Annotated in this window: 19 protein-coding genes and 1 riboswitch; of the genes, 4 read left to right on the top strand and 15 right to left on the bottom strand. The window is 36.3% G+C overall.

From position 1 onward, the window contains the following. Nucleotides 1–35: 35 nt before the first annotated feature. The 5 genes from BJL90_RS08070 to BJL90_RS08050 all read right to left on the bottom strand — a co-directional run bounded on the left by BJL90_RS08070 (nucleotide 36) and on the right by BJL90_RS08050 (nucleotide 4031). Nucleotides 36–1091 carry a 2,3-butanediol dehydrogenase gene (locus BJL90_RS08070; RefSeq protein WP_070966338.1) on the bottom strand — a complete coding sequence of 352 codons (1056 nt, stop codon included), beginning with the start codon at nucleotides 1089–1091 and terminating at the stop codon, nucleotides 36–38. A 24-nt stretch (nucleotides 1092–1115) separates the two neighbouring features. Continuing rightward, nucleotides 1116–1430: a DUF6506 family protein gene (locus BJL90_RS08065; protein WP_070973086.1), complete on the bottom strand. Its 315-nt coding sequence runs from the start codon at nucleotides 1428–1430 to the stop codon at nucleotides 1116–1118. A 257-nt stretch (nucleotides 1431–1687) separates the two neighbouring features. Beyond that, the gene (locus BJL90_RS08060) at nucleotides 1688–2413 is read right to left on the bottom strand and encodes an amino acid ABC transporter ATP-binding protein (RefSeq protein WP_070966335.1); all 726 of its coding nucleotides are present in this window, start codon (nucleotides 2411–2413) and stop codon (nucleotides 1688–1690) included. A gap of 4 nt (nucleotides 2414–2417) precedes the next feature. Next, nucleotides 2418–3101 carry an amino acid ABC transporter permease gene (locus tag BJL90_RS08055; RefSeq protein ID WP_070966332.1) on the bottom strand — a complete coding sequence of 228 codons (684 nt, stop codon included), beginning with the start codon at nucleotides 3099–3101 and terminating at the stop codon, nucleotides 2418–2420. A gap of 78 nt (nucleotides 3102–3179) precedes the next feature. Then, nucleotides 3180–4031: a transporter substrate-binding domain-containing protein gene (locus tag BJL90_RS08050; RefSeq protein WP_070966329.1), complete on the bottom strand. Its 852-nt coding sequence runs from the start codon at nucleotides 4029–4031 to the stop codon at nucleotides 3180–3182. Nucleotides 4032–4383: 352 nt separating this feature from the next. On the opposite strand from BJL90_RS08050, the gene BJL90_RS08045 reads away from it, so the two are divergent. After that, on the top strand, nucleotides 4384–5625 hold the full coding sequence (locus BJL90_RS08045; RefSeq protein WP_070966327.1) for an aminopeptidase: 1242 nt from the start codon (nucleotides 4384–4386) through the stop codon (nucleotides 5623–5625). A 124-nt stretch (nucleotides 5626–5749) separates the two neighbouring features. Here the strand turns inward: BJL90_RS08045 and BJL90_RS21860 are convergent, their stop codons facing one another. After that, complete coding sequence (locus tag BJL90_RS21860) at nucleotides 5750–5920, bottom strand: hypothetical protein (RefSeq protein ID WP_156894486.1); 171 nt, start codon at nucleotides 5918–5920, stop codon at nucleotides 5750–5752. Nucleotides 5921–6236: 316 nt separating this feature from the next. On the opposite strand from BJL90_RS21860, the gene BJL90_RS08040 reads away from it, so the two are divergent. Next, on the top strand, nucleotides 6237–6713 hold the full coding sequence (locus tag BJL90_RS08040; protein ID WP_070966324.1) for a DUF6323 family protein: 477 nt from the start codon (nucleotides 6237–6239) through the stop codon (nucleotides 6711–6713). A gap of 30 nt (nucleotides 6714–6743) precedes the next feature. Beyond that, the gene (locus BJL90_RS08035; protein WP_070966320.1) at nucleotides 6744–8141 is read left to right on the top strand and encodes a DUF6179 domain-containing protein; all 1398 of its coding nucleotides are present in this window, start codon (nucleotides 6744–6746) and stop codon (nucleotides 8139–8141) included. Between the two features lie 229 nt (nucleotides 8142–8370). Here BJL90_RS08035 and BJL90_RS08030 read toward each other — a convergent pair whose 3' ends face one another. The 3 genes from BJL90_RS08030 to BJL90_RS08020 all read right to left on the bottom strand — a co-directional run bounded on the left by BJL90_RS08030 (nucleotide 8371) and on the right by BJL90_RS08020 (nucleotide 11508). Beyond that, nucleotides 8371–9837 (bottom strand): spore germination protein, encoded by a 1467-nt coding sequence (locus BJL90_RS08030; RefSeq protein ID WP_070966318.1) that lies wholly within the window; start codon nucleotides 9835–9837, stop codon nucleotides 8371–8373. 130 nt (nucleotides 9838–9967) lie between these two features. Continuing rightward, on the bottom strand, nucleotides 9968–11152 hold the full coding sequence (locus tag BJL90_RS08025) for a cation:proton antiporter (protein WP_070966315.1): 1185 nt from the start codon (nucleotides 11150–11152) through the stop codon (nucleotides 9968–9970). Between the two features lie 104 nt (nucleotides 11153–11256). Continuing rightward, a riboswitch (Fluoride riboswitch) is annotated at nucleotides 11257–11320 on the bottom strand. 8 nt (nucleotides 11321–11328) lie between these two features. After that, a complete protein-coding gene (locus BJL90_RS08020; RefSeq protein WP_156778739.1) occupies nucleotides 11329–11508 on the bottom strand; it encodes a hypothetical protein in 180 nt (59 codons plus the stop codon). 127 nt (nucleotides 11509–11635) lie between these two features. Here BJL90_RS08020 and BJL90_RS08015 point away from each other — a divergent pair, with 127 nt between their 5' ends. Next, nucleotides 11636–12190, top strand: coding sequence for a cupin domain-containing protein (locus BJL90_RS08015; RefSeq protein WP_472235342.1), 555 nt, complete (start codon nucleotides 11636–11638; stop codon nucleotides 12188–12190). Between the two features lie 91 nt (nucleotides 12191–12281). On the opposite strand, the gene hypE is transcribed toward BJL90_RS08015, so the two are convergent. Genes hypE through BJL90_RS07985 form a run of 6 tightly spaced genes read right to left on the bottom strand, consistent with a single transcriptional unit; the run spans nucleotide 12282 to nucleotide 17575 of the window. After that, nucleotides 12282–13286: a hydrogenase expression/formation protein HypE gene (gene hypE, locus BJL90_RS08010; RefSeq protein WP_070966307.1), complete on the bottom strand. Its 1005-nt coding sequence runs from the start codon at nucleotides 13284–13286 to the stop codon at nucleotides 12282–12284. A 1-nt stretch (nucleotide 13287) separates the two neighbouring features. Beyond that, nucleotides 13288–14370, bottom strand: coding sequence for a hydrogenase formation protein HypD (hypD, locus tag BJL90_RS08005; protein ID WP_236905046.1), 1083 nt, complete (start codon nucleotides 14368–14370; stop codon nucleotides 13288–13290). After that, nucleotides 14351–14584: a HypC/HybG/HupF family hydrogenase formation chaperone gene (locus tag BJL90_RS08000; RefSeq protein ID WP_070966304.1), complete on the bottom strand. Its 234-nt coding sequence runs from the start codon at nucleotides 14582–14584 to the stop codon at nucleotides 14351–14353. Before BJL90_RS08000 ends, hypD begins: the two co-directional genes overlap by 20 nt. Nucleotide 14585: 1 nt before the next feature. Next, the gene (gene hypF, locus BJL90_RS07995) at nucleotides 14586–16880 is read right to left on the bottom strand and encodes a carbamoyltransferase HypF (protein WP_236905045.1); all 2295 of its coding nucleotides are present in this window, start codon (nucleotides 16878–16880) and stop codon (nucleotides 14586–14588) included. Continuing rightward, nucleotides 16861–17121, bottom strand: a complete 261-nt coding sequence (locus BJL90_RS07990; RefSeq protein ID WP_070966301.1) for a hypothetical protein — start codon at nucleotides 17119–17121, stop codon at nucleotides 16861–16863. Before BJL90_RS07990 ends, hypF begins: the two co-directional genes overlap by 20 nt. A gap of 1 nt (nucleotide 17122) precedes the next feature. Continuing rightward, a complete protein-coding gene (locus tag BJL90_RS07985) occupies nucleotides 17123–17575 on the bottom strand; it encodes a hydrogenase maturation protease (RefSeq protein WP_081561897.1) in 453 nt (150 codons plus the stop codon).

Raw genomic sequence — 17575 nt, 5'->3', positions numbered from 1 at the left:
TAGTCCTTTATTGTTCTATTTCATCAGTAACTAGACTACCAAGGCGTGACTAAAATTTTAATATTTTCCTCCTTACGATGAACTAATTCATCGAATCCCTTTTCTACTAAATCATCTATTTTGATTTTTCCGGTAATTAAGGCATCCGCCTGAATACGTCCATCATTCATTAGATCAATTGCAATTTCAAAATCTCCAGCATAAGCCAATGAACCAACAATATGCTTATCTTTAAATACAATATTGTTGAAATTAAGGCTGGTTTCTTTTTCATAAACACCTACTACTACAATTTTTCCACCTGTCCTAGCTACTTCCACAGCTAGAGGGGTTACCTTTTCACTGCCAATGCATTCAAAAACCACATCTGTTCCTACACCCTTGGTGACTTCTTTAATTTTTTCCTTAATATCCACTTCGTTTGGATCAAAGACTTCAGTGGCTCCCATTTGCTTGGCATAGGCTTTTCTAGCCTTAGCTACTTCCACCACATATATTTTGCTGGCCCCTGCAGCACGAACTGCTTGAAGTGTGGCTAAGCCAATTGTCCCTGCCCCAAATATTACAACGTTTTCCCCCTGAAGAATTGGTGCCTGCCGTACCGCATGAATCCCTACAGAAATCGGTTCAAGCAGGGCTGCTGTTTCATAAGTCATATCGTCTGGAATTTTATAGAGGGTATAATCAGGAACAACAACGTACTCTGCAAAAGCGCCATTTGTCATCAAGCCAGTAAAAGCTAGTTTTTCACAGACATTATACTTTCCAATTTTGCAGGGATTACAGGTATGACAAACTTGACATGCATCAGGTGCAACCCTATCCCCTACTTTAAAACCTTCAACTTCCGGACCTATTTCAACAATTTCTCCTGAAAATTCATGCCCGAGAATGATAGGGGCCTTATCGCCTGTTAATGGATGTGGTTCTGTTGGAATAAAAATAGGACCTGCTAAATACTCATGTAAATCTGAGCCACATATACCGCACCATTGAACTTTTATTTTTACTTCTCCCTTACCTGGTGCTGGAGGTTCTGGTACCTCCATGATTCTAACATCTTTTTTTCCATACCATACTGCTGCCTTCATAAAAACCCTCCTCTTTTTTATAAATTATTGAAAAATTTCATCTCCACTTTTAAACTGCAACCCTGGGTGATGATCAAATCGTACTACACCAACATCCGCTTTACCTTTCACCGCCTTCTTTACGGCTGCTACTCCTTCTAACCCAAATCCTCCGCACAGTTCGATGACGGTTATACCCTGTTCTACAAGCTCCTTTGTTACTTCAATTGCTTCCTTATAATCTTTCACCCCTACAACAGTAAGACTTACCACTGATGTTTTTATCACTTTTATCACTGCCCGATGCTTACTAGCGTCAGCTTCAGGAGCAACAAATATAAATGCAGCTTTAAGTGACATACGTACTTTCTCCTTCCTGTATGATTTTTTATCATTGAATTTTTCCATCTTTTCATATGACCATCATCCTATCACCCCCCTGATTAAATCGTGGAAACTTTGTCCCCAATTATAACAATGCAATAACCATGCCAAATTTAAACTATGGTTTCAAAAGAGATACATTAAATTCTACCCATCATCAAAATATTAAGAACTCATCAAAAAACTACATAAAAAAACTACATGATGGATGTTTCTCATGTAGTTTCTTCGTATTAAAAATGAATTTGTCCCAAAAATGCTTTTAGCCTTTCATGCTGAGGGTTTTCAAAAATATCTTTTGGTGTGCCTTGTTCTGCAATAATACCTTCATGTAAAAAAATTACTTGATCCGATACATCTTTAGCAAACCTCATTTCATGGGTCACTATAATCATCGTCATCCCTTCTTTTGCTAAGTCCTTCATAACCGCCAATACTTCTCCCACTAGCTCAGGGTCTAAAGCAGAAGTAGGCTCGTCAAATAGTACTACCTTCGGTTCCATCGCCAATGTTCTTGCAATAGCTACCCTTTGCTGCTGTCCTCCAGATAACATAGCAGGATATTGATTGGCCTTATCTGATAAACCAACCTTTTCTAGCAATGCTAATGCCTTTTTCTTAGCTATATCTTTTTCCTGTTTTTTTACTGTCAAAGGCCCCTCCATCACATTCTCTAAGGCAGTCATATGAGGAAACAAATTAAACCGCTGAAACACCATGCCTACTTTTTGTCTGATTGCATTAATCTCTTTTCCCTTACCCATAATTTGTTTCCCATCAATCCAAATTTCTCCTTCATTTTTTCTTTCTAAAAAATTAATACATCTAAGCAGTGTACTTTTCCCAGAGCCACTTGAACCTATCATGCATACAACTTGACCTTCTTCTACACGTATATGAATACCCTTTAGTACCTGAAGATTTCCAAAATACTTATGTAAATTTTTAATTTCTACCATTCTTTCACCTCTCATAAACCTTTAATCGATTTTCTATCCTTAGTAATACTTTAGATAATCCTATCGTAATAATCATGTAGTAGCACCCAGCAATAAAGAACATAGGCCATGGATTAAAGGTAGCTGCTGTATACTGTCTTGTCAGCATTAAAATCTCCGTTATCGTAATAACACTGGCCAGGGAAGAATCCTTGATAGCAATAATAAATTGATTCCCTAAAGCAGGTACAGATCTTTTAAATGCCTGAGGTAATGTTACTCGCCTCATAGCTTGCCATTTGGTCATACCCAAAGATCTGGCTGCTTCTTTTTGACCATGATCAATAGATTCAATAGCACCTCTAAATATCTCACTAATATAGGCCCCATTATGAAAAGCCAAGCCAATAACAGCTGATATAAAAGGAGATAACCTTATACCAACTTCAGGAAGGGCTTGAAAAATAAATATAAGCTGTAGGAGTAATGGTGTCCCCCTTACAATGCTTATGTATACATCAATTACCTTCATTAAGGGTTTGATCCTTGTCATCTTCAACATAGTAGCAAGCAGTCCAAAAACTGTCCCCAATAAAATTGAAAAGAATGATAACTGTAGTGTCATTCTCACACCCGGTAAAAATTTGGGGGCATATGTCATAACCACCTGTACAAAATTACTTATCTGATTTATTATTTCATTTAACATGTTTCAGCTCCCACGCTCCTCTTTTAAAGCTAGAAATGGGTAATATCGCTATTACCCATTTCTAATATCTACGTCAATTTAATTGTCTAATATATTGGTACCAAACCATTTAAGACTGATTTCTTCATAAGTACCATCATCGATCATTTCCTGTAAAGCTGCATTTACTGCTTCTAATAGGGTGCCATCTTCTTTTCTTATGGCTATGCCAATCTCTTCAATATATAGTGGGTTTCCTACAGGTATTAGCGGCATATCAAATTTCTCAATACCATGTAGCCCTACTAATAAGCCTGTGATTAGGCCATCAGATCTTCCTTGTTGAACTGCCCGCATGTTGTCTACATCACTCTCAAATTGCAAAATATCTGTTACATTTTCCATATCTACCAAGAAATTTTGAAAGGTGGTTCCTGTTACAACCCCTACAGCTGCATTTTCTATCTCTGCTAAATCATCTGCATCAAGATCTTCCCTCCCAAAGAACTGTGCACCATCATAATAGTAGGGATTTGAAAAGTTAACTTTTTCTAATCTTTCTTCTGTGATGGCCATGCTACCAATGATCATATCAAAGCGTCCACTGGTTAATCCTGCAAGAATACCATCCCATAGGACGGTTATAGGCTCCGCTTCAACACCTATTTTTTCCGCAATAGCATTAGCAATATCAATATCAAAACCTATCAAGGTTCCATCTTCATCAATAAAGTTAAATGGCGGATACGCCCCCGTCATTGCAAATGTTAAGGCTCCTCTTTTTTTAATTTCATCCAATGTATCTTTTGTTGCGGCAGTATCTCCATCAGCTGCCTCTGTACCTTCACCTGGATCAACATCTGTATCGATTGAACCCGTCTCCTCAGCAGCACACCCAACCATAAAAATTAACAACATTATTATCAATAATATACTTATTTTTTTACGCATTTTCACCCTCCATATTTGTATATTTTGGGCTGTCGACAGCAAAGGTTTCACGTGAACACAAGGTTTAGCCTTTAGCTTGTTCAATATTTTACTATAGTTTTAGTTTTGGGTCAAAGAGGAGAATTTACCTTAATTTTACAACAGCCTATCTGTCTTTACACCTCCCATGATGTAATAAAGTATCCTTAGTAATCCTCCTGTATACTTTTGTATGCTCCCATATCATTTATTTCAAACAGAACCATTATTCCCGTGAAAACTTTTAACAAAAAACTAAGCGGGAAACTAAAAATTAAAAATTGTGGTAAAATATAAGCATTACATAACAAATTTTTTTTGGAGGAGGGGTATTATGTCAAACTTTGATCATAAGCTTGAAAAATACGCTGAGCTTGCTATAAAGGTTGGAATTAATCTAAAAGAAAAAGAAGGTTTGCTCATCGGCGGAAACACCGAAACTTTACCACTTGCAAGACTTGTAATGAAAAAAGCCTACGAAGCCGGTGCAAAGCATGTGGAGTTTCAGTTGTCAGATGATGAAATGAGTTTAATTCGATTTAAGTATGGAAAAGACTATGTTTTTGATAACTTTCCCCAGTGGAAGGTTGATTCCTTAGAGGCCATGTATAAAGACAATTATCATCATCTTTTCATTTCTGCACCAGATCCGGAGTTATTAAAGGACATTGATAGTGATTTAGTTGCCAGAAGTCAAAAATCTGCTTCTCTCGCAGCATCCCCTATCATGAAATACAGAATGACTGGTATAACAAAATGGTCTATCATTGCTATGCCCTCAGCAGCGTGGGCAAAAAGTGTATTCCCAGATCTAGAAGAAAAAGCCGCTATGGAAAACTTATGGAAAAAAATCTTTGAAGCAACGCGCATTGACCAAGAAGATCCCATAAAAGCATGGCAAATACATGATAGTAACCTTAAAAAGTATAGAAACTTTTTAAATGAAAAACAATTTGAAAAACTAGTATTTCAAAGCCCTGGAACAGACTTAGAAGTCTATCTAGCAGATGATCATTTTTGGATGGGCGGATCTAAAGAAAGCGAAAATGGTGACCCCTTTGTTGCCAATATTCCTACTGAGGAAGTGTTCACTACCCCTCATTATCTCAAGGTTAACGGTACCTTAAAAGCCACCAAACCCCTTAGCTTGAACGGAAAACTTGTGGATGACTTTGGATTTACCTTTAAAGATGGCAAAGTGGTTGATTTCTATGCAGAGAAGGGCTACGAGGTTTTAGCAAAGTTAATGGAAAATGATGAAGGTGCCAAATATTTAGGAGAAGTTGCATTGGTTGAAAACAACTCACCTATATCCAATACGGGAATACTTTTTAACAATACATTATTTGATGAGAATGCTTCAGTCCACTTTGCTTTAGGCAGAGCCTATCCTTATACGATGAAAAACGGTTCTGAAATGACGCAGGAGGAATTAACCGCCAAGGGTGCAAACTTCAGTCTAATCCACGTGGACTTTATGGTGGGGGGGACAGAACTTAATATTACCGCCTATGAAAAGAATGGTAATAAGGTTGAACTGTTTAGGAATGGTAACTGGGATTTATCGTTGGGTTGATAAGATAGGATTGCAGGTAAAGCTGACATTGTAAATAGCTACTAGTCAGCTTTACTTACTATCATTTTGCACTTTTTAAGTGACTAGCATAAATCGCGTAATACCCTCATAAAAATACTCCTCTCTATAAAGAATCCTCTTGTTTAACATCTACGTCCATTTGATGCTCTCCGTCTTCAAACCCTGCTGATGTTTGGCCTGAATCTGAAGTTGGCATTTCTTCTTGTTCGGTATTCTCATCTACGCCATATTCTACATCAATCATATTCCTCAGCTTAATTTTCACAGTTGCCAATCTGTGAGCTCGTTCCAGCAAACCGAAACATCGGAGAATCAGGCGGAGTGGGGTCTTCACCCTAAAACAAAATTAAGATAAAAAACCTCTATCGGAAAACTTCCTTATAGAGGTTTTTTATCTTAATTAATATATTTTAATATTTACATTTAATTCCAGCATTCAATAAGTATTTTAGAGATTGACGTATTATTTAATAGAGTGTATAATAGTAATTACACCCTATTGCAATTTACTTACACTTATTCTATTTTATTATATCACATTTTTTAGAATTTGTCAATATTTTTTTAAAATTTTTCAGGAGGGAATTTTTATGAACTTTCTTGACATCTTTTCTAAAACTGGTGTGTCTTTTATCGAGGATATGATCCATGAAATTATGTGTACAAATGCGATTTCAGAAAGTTTTGGATTATATCTATCGCCACAGGATTCACAGGAAATTATAATGAATCGAAATGCCATTTTGAAGGAGTATGAACGAGTTGAGGTAGATAATGAAATCACTCAGAAAATAATCACGCAGTTTTGCTCATCTCCTTATCTTCAACAAACTGATTATGCAGATACCATTATGGAAATTCAAACGTTGTTTCATCATTTAAAAAATGAGCTAGACGATAACATAGGCGATGATGAATTGATTGAAAAGCTTGCAGATTTATATAATAATAATTGTTTTGGTGCTTTGGATCTTTTACAAGGTAGGGAAACAGAAAAGATTATAAAGCAGTACAAATTTGGAGACGAGGATGAGCAAGACATTGATCTAGATATGGAGGAAGAATGAAGCTTAACAAAATAGTTAGGAGGATCTATTATGGGAGAAATCGTAGGGATTGATAAAAAAAAGTTAGATAAAGACCAATATTTAGTTTCCCTAATGCAGGAAGGCACTCAAAGAGGACTATTAAGCGCAGAAATTTCCAGGAGCATTCCCTTTGATGTAATGGAAATTCTTAAAGAAGTTATGAGAATGTACACAAAAGGAGAGAGCTCTACTTTAAAAGTTGCAACAGCCGAAGGTTTGATGAAATCCATCCTCTATGTCCTAGATCTTTTTTTGATGAAATATCCTAATCCAGAGGATGCTATCTGTCATTTAGAATCATGCAACATCAAAACCCTATACAAAGAGGCAATGTCCTATGCAAAGGACTATGTAGAAGACACAAAAAAATTGTACCAAGCTGTCGAAGCAAAACGTGTAAAAGTGCCAAATGTCGTCTATAACGAAACCTTCACAGAGGCAATACCAAATTTTTTTCTAAACTATGATATAATTTTTTCAGCACATAGTACTTCAAGTGATCTAGACTACCCCTTAGTTTTTAATGACATGACGACAAAAGGAATCACTTACATCAGAAAATATCTTGAAGCCTTTGCATTAGAAAATGCCTTTTGTTGTAACTTCAGTGCTAAAAATATAACCAGAATACTTCAATCCTATGGAAAGTCAATTGGTCAAAATTACGAAAAAGTACCTATCAACTTATTTGAGCTTATATTCAATAATATTGTCTTTTTAACATTATTAGATAAAAGCTATGAAAATCTTCTAATTTCAACTATAGAACTTCAAATGATTGAAGAAAAGCTAAATCTGCTGGACAAATTTAAGATAAAAACACTTATTTTCAGCCTCTTAGATAGAATAATAACGGCTTTAGAAATCACGAACGCTAATCTTATTGATTTAATCTATCGCTATTCGGAGAATATGGTAGAGCGTCTAAATAATGCGTTACCTCAAGGTCACCTTGCAAATATGATTGTATTAGAAGAAACCACTCACCACAGAGAAAGAGTCATTTTAGACCCGAGACATAAAATGAATAATAGATTTTTTAGACTTGTACACAAAAAAATATTAGAATGTGCTACCGTTGAAGATAAAGTAATTTTATTAAATAAATACGTTAATTCTTTAGATGATTTTCTTGATTTATTGAAAACAGACTGTTTTTATGAAAAAGAGTATGACTATGTTTTCGATACCTTGGGGAATCTAGAACTTTGCATCTTAGCCATTAGTGGTTTTAAGGAGTATATGCTAAAAGGAGAAGAGAAACTTTCTACTTTTCTCTCTAAACCTATTACATTTAAATATGATTGGGAAAAAGCTTTTATTGATTGGCTGAAGAAGCTAGACAAAAAACGCATTCAAGATATTGAGCTATTGGTCTACAAAAACCTTGCATCTGAAATTGTTTAATTTGAATAATTTCAAAATTAGTTGAGGAAAACATTTTTCTCGATTCGTTGATTATGGAGTGTAAGCATCAAACCGTTAAAGCACCCCACATATCAGAAATACTGATAGCAAATCACCCGTACAGTTCTTTTTCAATAAATATAAAACAAGTATTAAGTAAAGCTGACGAGTGTTTTTTTATTTATAATGTCAGCTTTACTTACAGAAGGTTGTTATTAAGGAAAAGTTTTTAACTTTTTGTATCATCCTGTGTATTTAAAATGCTAGGCCTCTGTTTTTTGAGCGGTACAGGAATTCTAAATAAAAAATCTATTAAAGCCCTTATATTTAAGGGTACTAATGGCCATAAATAAGGTACATTCAAAGACTTTGTTGTTGCCAGTAAAATGAACCATAGGATAACAGCCCCTATTAACCCATAGATACCTAATACTGCTCCTACTATTAAAAACACAAGCCTAAAAATCCGATTGGCTAAACTTAGTTCATAACTAGGTGTAGCAAAGGTACTCATGGCAGCGATGGCTAAATAAAGAATAACCTCCTCCGCAAATAAACCTACATTAATGGCAACCTCTCCAATCAGTATGGCTGCCACCAAGCCAAGGGCAGTAGCTAAGGCATTTGGGGTATGGATCGCTGCCATTCTAAGGATTTCAATACCAATTTCAGCAAGAAAAAATTGCCAAAACAATGGAATATTTCCTGTTTTTTCAGGACCTATAAATTTTATAGATTCTGGTAGTAACTGAGGGTTTTCTGCTAAAACATACCATAATGGAAGCAAAAATAAAGATGCCAATATGGCTACGAAACGAACCCAGCGTAAAAATATTCCTACAATTGGTTTTTGCCGATATTCCTCCGCATGCTGAAGATGATGCCAAAAAGTTGTTGGACAAATCATGACACTGGGGGAGCCATCAACTAAAATCAATATATGCCCTTCCTTAAGATGCACGCCACATGTATCGGCTCGTTCAGTATACCTAACCATTGGATATGGGTTATAATGCCGTCCAAAGATAAATTCCTCTAGGGACTTTTCCTCCATAGGTAAACCATCAATGCGAATGTCGTTAATTTTTTCTGCTATTTCTTCTACAAGATGCTTGTCTGCTACGCTATCTAAGTAGGCCACAATAACATCAGTTTTAGAACGTCTTCCTACAGTAAAATGTTCCATCACTAAAGATCGATCCCTTATTTTTCTGCGAATTAAAGCAGCATTAAACACAATAGTTTCTACAAACCCATCCCTTGGGCCCCTTACTACCCTTTCAATATCAGGCTCTTCAGGAGAACGGGCTGGATATTCACGTATATCTACTAAAATCGCTTCATCGTAGCCTTCTACAATAAATGCAGCTTGTCCCGACAATACCTGTGAAATTACTTCTTCTAAATCTTTACTAGTTTCAACTTCTATATGAGGAATGAATTGTTGAACTAGTTTTTGAATGGCATCTTTATAAAGGGCATTCGGTGAAATTTTTTTAAGTTCCTTCATAATTTCAAGCATTACTTCAGCATTTGCAAATCCATCTATAAAAAACAACCCAAATTTTTTATTGCCATACTCTAACTTACGGTGAACTACATCAAAATTCTTTTCTATACGTAATTCCTTTAGGAGGTAATTAATATTCTCACTAAAGTTTTTAGAAAGGGAACTTTCGTTATTTTTATCCTCCATATTTTTCCTCCCTTCGCCATTTATGGTTTTATTATGTATTGAAGGGAATTTATTTATACTCTAATGTTTTAACCTATGCTAAGATAGGATGGGTATTTTAACAATCTTTAAACTTTATCCTCAGCAGAAACTATAACTTTTCTTCCAAAACCCTCTCTCCCGTTACCTTAATGGCAATCGCTCCTATAGGTGCCGTCACAACAATAGCCAATACAGCCAATGCCAATATCATTTCTCCTGCAGGTGCCCCAATAGACAATGGCACTGCTCCAATCGCTGCCTGTACCGTTGCTTTTGGTATATAGGCAACAACACAAAATCCCCTCTCTTTTGTTGAAAGATTTGTTCCTAAAAGCGATAAGTATACACCAAAGGACCTTGCCATAAGACCTATAGCAATAATCACCAAACCAATCCACCCAGTTTCTGCTGCAAGATAGATATTTACCTGGGCACCTACTAAAACAAATAAGATAATTTCAGCAAAAACCCATATCTTATTAAATTTATTAGACAATTCCTTAGCCAAAGCCTCTTTCTTTTCTAAAATCACAAATCCAATTACCATCACACCTAATAAAGCTGCAATAGGCACAGTGTCATTGAGTATATCCTCCAGTCCAGTTAGGATAATTGCTGAAGCCAAAATCATTAATACCTTCTTCGTATTTCTAATATGAAAATGATTAAAGATATAAAGTAATAGTATGCTTAAAACAGCACCCAAAGCTATTCCTATCACAATAGATAAAGGAATGTTTAGTAATTGTCTTATAAAATTAATATTTTGCCCCCCATACATGCCTACAAAACTAGAAAAAATCGTGATTGCAACGACATCATCTACGGAAGCTCCTGCCAGTATTAGTGTGGGAATTCCTTTTTCTTCTCCCTTGCCTCTTTCAATAAATGAAAGCATTGAAGGTACAATAACCGCCGGTGATACAGCAGCAAGGATAAATCCTAACATACCTGCCTCTACCCTGCTAATACCAAGAAGATATCCTCCCACCAACATGACTGTTAATCCTTCAAAAATTCCTGGGATACAACTCAATTTTAAAGCAGGTATACCTATCTTATTTAAAGTATCTCGATTAATACCAAAACCTGCTCGAATTAAAATAACAATTAAAGCAATTTTTCTCAAATCTCCCGAAATAAGCAATATACTTTCATCTAACCAATCTAATCCATAGGGACCAATCAACACCCCCAACACCAACATTCCCAGTAATCCTGGAAGCTTCATTTTTGTAAACAATTGATTGAACAATAAACCCAATAAAATGATCATAGCCAAACTAAACGCCACGTAAACCCCTCCTATTTATTATTAATGATAGTGCTTTTTCCTATCCACCAAACTCAATCAAACCTTCAAATACAAAAAACTCCTGTAAAACAATCGATATCGATTGTTTTACAGGAGTCATCAACTGAATTTCAGTGGTTAAGGGCGAACTCCATCGCCATTTAATTATAAAAGAATTATATCATGCCATAACACCTTTTACAACCATATAAAGGAAATATTTTAATAGTACTAGGTGAATCTATTTCTTTGGATTTTCGTTGCAAGTTCTTAACTATTACTTCATCTTCCTTTATCAATGCTTCATTATATAAAGCTTCTTCTTCAATATAATTTCCATACACATCTCTAAGCATACAACTGTAATAGAAATTCAATAAAAATATATTATAAGGTATTCTGTACTAATCTTCTACGAATCTAAACACCTCTCATGAAGATATATCATATAATATTAGCAAAGCAGTGAAAGGAGTGATCAATGTGAATAATGGATACCCACCATATCCACGCCCTTATCCATCAATATATAACCCCTATTATCCATATAATAGCTATAGTCCCTATCAATACCCTTATTGGGGACACCTACCGATGCATCATCCTGACTATGGAAGACAGCCTATTCAGTTAAAGGATTATGGCCCATGTCCCTATGTGGTTAATATTGAAGAGGCTACCAAACAAAATGATTTTTACCGGATCGCTTTATGGACAGGTGAATACCTGCAGCTTACCCTAATGAGTATTAATGTTGGTGATGATATAGGTTTAGAAATTCATGAAGACCATGATCAATTCATACGTATTGAAGAAGGCCAGGGAATTGTTATGATGGGAGATAGAAAAGATCAGTTAGATTTTAAAGCAGAAGTCTATGATGATTATGCGATATTTATCCCTGCTGGTAAATGGCACAATTTGATTAATACAGGATGTACACCTCTGAAATTGTACTCTATTTATGCTCCGCCTGAACATCCTCGGGGTACAATTCATAGAACGAAAGCAGATGCTGAAAAACATCATGGGTACTAAATATTAAAAGAATTTTGTCCCATATAAATCAAAAAAGTGTAGAGTCTTATGGCATTTTATAGCCTATTCTCTACACTTTCTCTATTTTTTATTAGCATATCCTTGGTAGCATATTTCCCTCTAACGAACCAACAATTCTCCTACCACCAATAACTGTTTCCATCACTACTTTTGGGGATAGGCCAGTGGGAGCAAAGCTACCAATGATTGCTGCATCTTCACAGTCTTCACATCTTCGAACTTCCTCTAATATCTCTCCAGCCTTCTGCTTGTCAACTACGATGATCATCCTACCCTCACAGGCATGATATAGAGGATCTAACCCCAATAGCTCATTGATAGATTTCACTTCCCCAGCTATAGGAATAGCCTTTTCTAATAGCTGAATTTCGCTTCCTGATACCTCTAGGATTTCATTTAAGGCAGTTGCCAAACCTCCTCTGGTAGGGTCCTTCATTAACTTAATACTTCCCATATACGGCTGCAGCTTTTCAAAGATATGATTTAATGGTCCACAATCGCTTTTTATATTTCCTTCTACTTTTATTCCATATCGTTCCACTGATATAGTAGTGCCATGCTGGGCAATTCCTCCAGTTATAATAATTTGATCACCCTCTTGAATCGCTTTTGGTTGATACGCAGCCTGAACTACGCCTATTCCTGAGGTGTTGATGAAGACCCCATCCACCGCCCCTTTCTCCACCACCTTTGTATCTCCTGTGATTATTTTCACTCCCGCTTTTCTACATGTCTCTCCCATGGAGGCTGCAATTTTCTCAAGCAGTTTCATGTCAAAGCCCTCTTCGATGATAAAGCTACAGCTTAAATATAGCGGCCTGGCTCCTGCTGTAACTAGGTCATTTATGGTACCACTGACAGCTAATTTACCAATGTCTCCCCCTGGAAACACCAGAGGCTTTACAACAAAGGAATCTGTTGTAAAAGCCAGTCTCTCTTGATTTACTTCAAATATAGAAGCATCCAGAGAATTTACTAATATATCGTTATGAAAATGCTTATAAAAAATATCCCTAATAAGTAAGTTTGTATGTTTTCCACCGTCTCCATGACGGAGCATCACTATTTTCTCCATTCTATACTTCCTCCCCATACCGATAGGCAATAGCACAAGCTCCTTCTGTGGACACCATACAGGGGCCATGGGGGTTCATTGGGTTACACCCTTCCTTAAAAAGTTTACATTCCTGTGGTGTCTTCTTTCCCAATAAAATATCCTTACAATCACAGCCCATACTGGCTTTTACCTGTTGTCTTTCTACCACAAATACCTTCCTTGCATCGAATCTAGCATATTTTTCATTAATCTCTAAGGAAGAGTTTTGTATGTTACCAATTCCCCTCCACTCTCCCTCTAAAATGTTGAATACCTCCCCAATCAACAGATTGGCAGTGGTATTCCCTTGAAAGCTTACACATCTTTTATACAGATTTTGAAAGGCCTCTTCCTTCTTTTGGGTAATCTGTTTCACCAAATAATATATCCCTGCTACAATATCAATAGCCTCAAATCCACATACGGCAGCTGGAACATGGTACTCTCTATTTATAAATTTAAAATAATCAGCTCCCTTGATGGTAGCCACATGACCTGGACAGATGAATCCATGGATCTGATTTTGAGACTCCTTCAAAATATAATGGAGGATCGGTGGCATTAGCTTAATGGAGGTGAGAAAATATAGGTTGTCAATTCCTCTTTCAGAGGTGGTTTTAATTGCTAAGGCTATAATAGGGGCTGTAGTTTCAAAGCCTACCCCAAGAAAAACAATCTGTTTTCCTCTGTTCTTTTCTGCCATCTCAATTAGGTCCAAAGGTGAATAGATTATCCTTACATCCTTCCCCTTGCCCTTCTCCTCCAGCAAACTTCCCCTTATTCCCCTTACCCTCATTAAATCTCCAAAAGTAGCCACCGTTACATTAAATCCATTTAAAACTTCTATAGCCCAGTCAATATACTTTTCCTCCGTTACACAGACAGGGCATCCTGGCCCTGATAAAAGCTTTATTTTAGAGGCTAACAGGGTTTTCAACCCCAGCTTAGCAATCATCTGGGTGTGGGTACCACATACCTCCATAATCTTTATTTCTTCTGTGGCCATAGAATTAACCTCATTAATTAAGTCCGTTAACAAATCCTTATCCATCTTCCTTCTCATTTCCATCCACCATACTTTCAAATATACCTAACAAATCGTCATAATAGCTTTTGTCAATCTTTTCAATGGCACATCCTGCATGAATTAATACATGCTCTCCAACCTTTAAATGATCTATTAATTGTATATTAGCAATTGTTTCTATTCCCATGATTTTTACCCTCGCCTCGGTATGAAATAATTTAATAACTTCTCCAGGAACAGCAATACACATATCAATCCTTCCCTTCTATTGCAGCTACCACCCCTAACTGTCCAACTGCAATCCCACTATCATTGGTGGGAATTTGCCTATGATAATAGACATCGCAGTCTTTTTTCTCCAATCCCTTCACTATATAAGTCAATAGATAGGTATTTTCAAAAACCCCTCCGCTTAATACTACCCTGTTTATATGGTATCTTTCCTTTATTCTAGAGATCAACTCTAGGGTCACCTTCCCTATGGTATTATGAAATTTAGCCGAAATTGAAGAAGGATGTACTTCCTTTTCTATGTCTTTTAAAACTCCCATTAGAATACTTTTATAATCAATTTGATAGACTCCATTTTCTTCTCCTATATTATAGGAATAGTATTCTTTAACTGAAGGTTCTAAAATATTCTCTAATTCAATGGCTGCCTGGGCATCGTAGGTAATTCGTTGTCGTAGATTCAGTAGGGCTGCCACACAGTCAAAAAGCCTTCCCACACTAGAACTTTCAAAACAGTTGAAGTTTTGCTCTAAAGCCTGTATGACTGTATGAATACTTTTTTCATCTATCTCTCTTAAAACCTTCTTATACTTATAATTAATTGCATGTAAATAGCTGATAGCAATTCTCCAGGGTTCTTTGATTGCTTTATTTCCTCCATGAATAGTCACATACTTTAAATGACCTACTCGAATGAAGTTCTCCCTTGCGCCTACAAAAAATTCTCCACCCCATATTTTGTCGTCTGTCCCTAGCCCTGTTCCATCGAAAACTACCCCAATTACGGGGCAAAAAAGATTGTGTTCTACCATACAACTAACCATATGGGCATGATGATGTTGCACTGCCACCTTTTTCCCTGCTAAAGTTTCTGCATATTGAGAGGATAGATAGCTTGTGTTAAAATCATGGGCGATTATTTTAGGCTTCAATCCCAATAGGCTTACTAAATTTCCTATTGCTTTTTCATAGATCCCATAGGTATCAAAATCCTTTAAGTCTCCTAAATACTGACTCATATACCCATATTGATTTTGAGCAGCACAAAATGTACTTTTTTCCTCCGCTCCCAAGGCCAATGCTTCCTGAGTGATATTGATTGTAAGGGTGAAGGGGGTATAGCCTCTTGCCCTTCTTACCAAAGTTTCTTGGTCATTTACTACCTTTACAACCGAGTCCTCCACTGGAATATGTATGTCGCGATTATGTATTAGAAAATAATCAGCAATCCTTCCTAGCTTCTCAATCGCCTCATGATTTTCATATTGTATTGGAGCACTGCTTCCATTACCACTGGTCATGACAAGGATGGTAATTGCCCCTTGAAACAGTAAATAATGTAATGGTGTATAAGGAAGTATCACTCCCAGTTTTTTTATGTTAGGAGCAATTTCATCAGATAGTGTCTTAGACCCCTTTTTTTCTAATAAAACAATGGGTCTTTTATTGCTTAACAGAATTTTTTCTTCTATTTCATTGATCATGCATAGTTTTCTTGCTATCTCTATATCCTTTACCATAAGAGCAAAGGGTTTATGGGGCCTATTTTTTCTTTTCCTCAAGGTCTTTATAGCCTCTTGATTTTTAGCATCACAGGCTAAATGATATCCTCCTAGGCCTTTAATAGCTACTATTTTCCCTGTATGTAGAAGGTCTATGGTTTTCTCAATCGGATCGGTGCATAGCACTTCCCTTCCTTTATTCGTCAATAAGCTTAAAGAGGGTCCACAATTTGGACAACAATTGGGTTGAGCGTGAAATCTCCTATCCCCTGGATCATTGTATTCTCCCCTGCAGCTAGGGCACATTTGAAAAGTATCCATGGTTGTATGGTTTCGATCATAGGGCAATTTCCTAAGAATAGAATACCGAGGACCACAGGTTGTGCAGTTTGTAAAGGGATAATGATACCTAGGATTATCGATATTAAAGATTTCTTCTAGACACTCGTGACAAGTAGCTACATCCATCCCAATAAATTTAAGCTCTTTTTCATCATAAGAACTGGACTTAATTTGAAAATCTATATAGCCCTTATATTCCTTCGGAAGTAATTTTATCTTTTCTATTGTGGATAGATTAGGGGGATTCTTAATAATTTTTATTAAAAAACCTTTTATAGCTTCCTTTTCCCCCTCTATATCTAGAGTGACAGCACTTCCCTGATTACTAACCCAACCTTTAATGTTAAAAAGTTTAGCATGATTATAAATATAGGGTCTGTATCCTACCCCTTGTACAATTCCAAAAATTTTTATCATATACCTTCTTTCACCGATATCATTAAGACGATTGTTATGGTTCAAAGGTCTCACCTTGAAGACTATGAATAATAGCTGTCTGCTCCTCTATGTCTTCTCTTCGTACCTTAATTCGTAAATCATCTCCCATTAATTCCTTACTATGAATCTCTAAGTGTTCTCCCAAGCTCTCTTCATTAACATGACTATGATGACTCACCACCAACGTAAAGGCTTCTATTTTCTTAAGTTTATGTTCCTGACATATGTCCTTTAGAGATTGTGCTATTTTGTTTAATAAATAAGTATCATGCAATTTAAACCCTCCTTATGTTTTGATAAATAAATTGATACACTTCCTCACATATATGAGGGAGTCTAGTTTGCAATGTGTTACTCAGTTCTAAATTGAAATCAATCTCCTCCACTTCAATCCCAATAATAAATCCTTCAACTGATTTTCCATAGGTCTTTAGAAGGTGAATTAAATTTGGTTGGTGCTGTGAATAAGCTTGAAGATGCTGTGTAATAGATTTGATGATAGGAGTGAAGGTTACAATACCTGGCTTTACATTTAAATACATTGCATCAATAATAAATAAAAAGTCCCCATCTTCAATTTTGCTTAAGGTATAATCAATATCTACCTCACCCACTATTACTTCTATGCCTATATGTTTCAACCGTGATGAAAGTTCCTCTGCTACCCTGATTCCTATGCCATCATCCCCCATGATCCGATTGCCAATCCCAATACATTTTACAACCAT

The sequence above is a fragment of the Clostridium formicaceticum genome, assembly GCF_001854185.1.
GTDB classification, from domain to species: Bacteria; Bacillota; Clostridia; order Peptostreptococcales; family Natronincolaceae; genus Andreesenella; species Andreesenella formicacetica.
Note: the sequence above shows the minus strand (reverse complement) of the source record. Positions and strands in the feature narration are given on the sequence as shown.

Bases quoted from the DNA above. Each gene is read 5' to 3' on its own strand.
- BJL90_RS08070 (WP_070966338.1), bottom strand. From the start codon at position 1,091: ATGAAGGCAGCAGTATGGTATGGAAAAAAAGATGTTAGAATCATGGAG.
- BJL90_RS08065 (WP_070973086.1), bottom strand. From the start codon at position 1,430: ATGTCACTTAAAGCTGCATTTATATTTGTTGCTCCTGAAGCTGACGCT.
- BJL90_RS08060 (WP_070966335.1), bottom strand. From the start codon at position 2,413: ATGGTAGAAATTAAAAATTTACATAAGTATTTTGGAAATCTTCAGGTA.
- BJL90_RS08055 (WP_070966332.1), bottom strand. From the start codon at position 3,101: ATGTTAAATGAAATAATAAATCAGATAAGTAATTTTGTACAGGTGGTT.
- BJL90_RS08050 (WP_070966329.1), bottom strand. From the start codon at position 4,031: ATGCGTAAAAAAATAAGTATATTATTGATAATAATGTTGTTAATTTTT.
- BJL90_RS08045 (WP_070966327.1), top strand. From the start codon at position 4,384: ATGTCAAACTTTGATCATAAGCTTGAAAAATACGCTGAGCTTGCTATA.
- BJL90_RS08040 (WP_070966324.1), top strand. From the start codon at position 6,237: ATGAACTTTCTTGACATCTTTTCTAAAACTGGTGTGTCTTTTATCGAG.
- BJL90_RS08035 (WP_070966320.1), top strand. From the start codon at position 6,744: ATGGGAGAAATCGTAGGGATTGATAAAAAAAAGTTAGATAAAGACCAA.
- BJL90_RS08030 (WP_070966318.1), bottom strand. From the start codon at position 9,837: ATGGAGGATAAAAATAACGAAAGTTCCCTTTCTAAAAACTTTAGTGAG.
- BJL90_RS08020 (WP_156778739.1), bottom strand. From the start codon at position 11,508: ATGCTTAGAGATGTGTATGGAAATTATATTGAAGAAGAAGCTTTATAT.
- hypE (WP_070966307.1), bottom strand. From the start codon at position 13,286: ATGGAGAAAATAGTGATGCTCCGTCATGGAGACGGTGGAAAACATACA.
- hypD (WP_236905046.1), bottom strand. From the start codon at position 14,370: ATGAGAAGGAAGATGGATAAGGATTTGTTAACGGACTTAATTAATGAG.
- BJL90_RS08000 (WP_070966304.1), bottom strand. From the start codon at position 14,584: ATGTGTATTGCTGTTCCTGGAGAAGTTATTAAATTATTTCATACCGAG.
- BJL90_RS07985 (WP_081561897.1), bottom strand. From the start codon at position 17,575: ATGGTTGTAAAATGTATTGGGATTGGCAATCGGATCATGGGGGATGAT.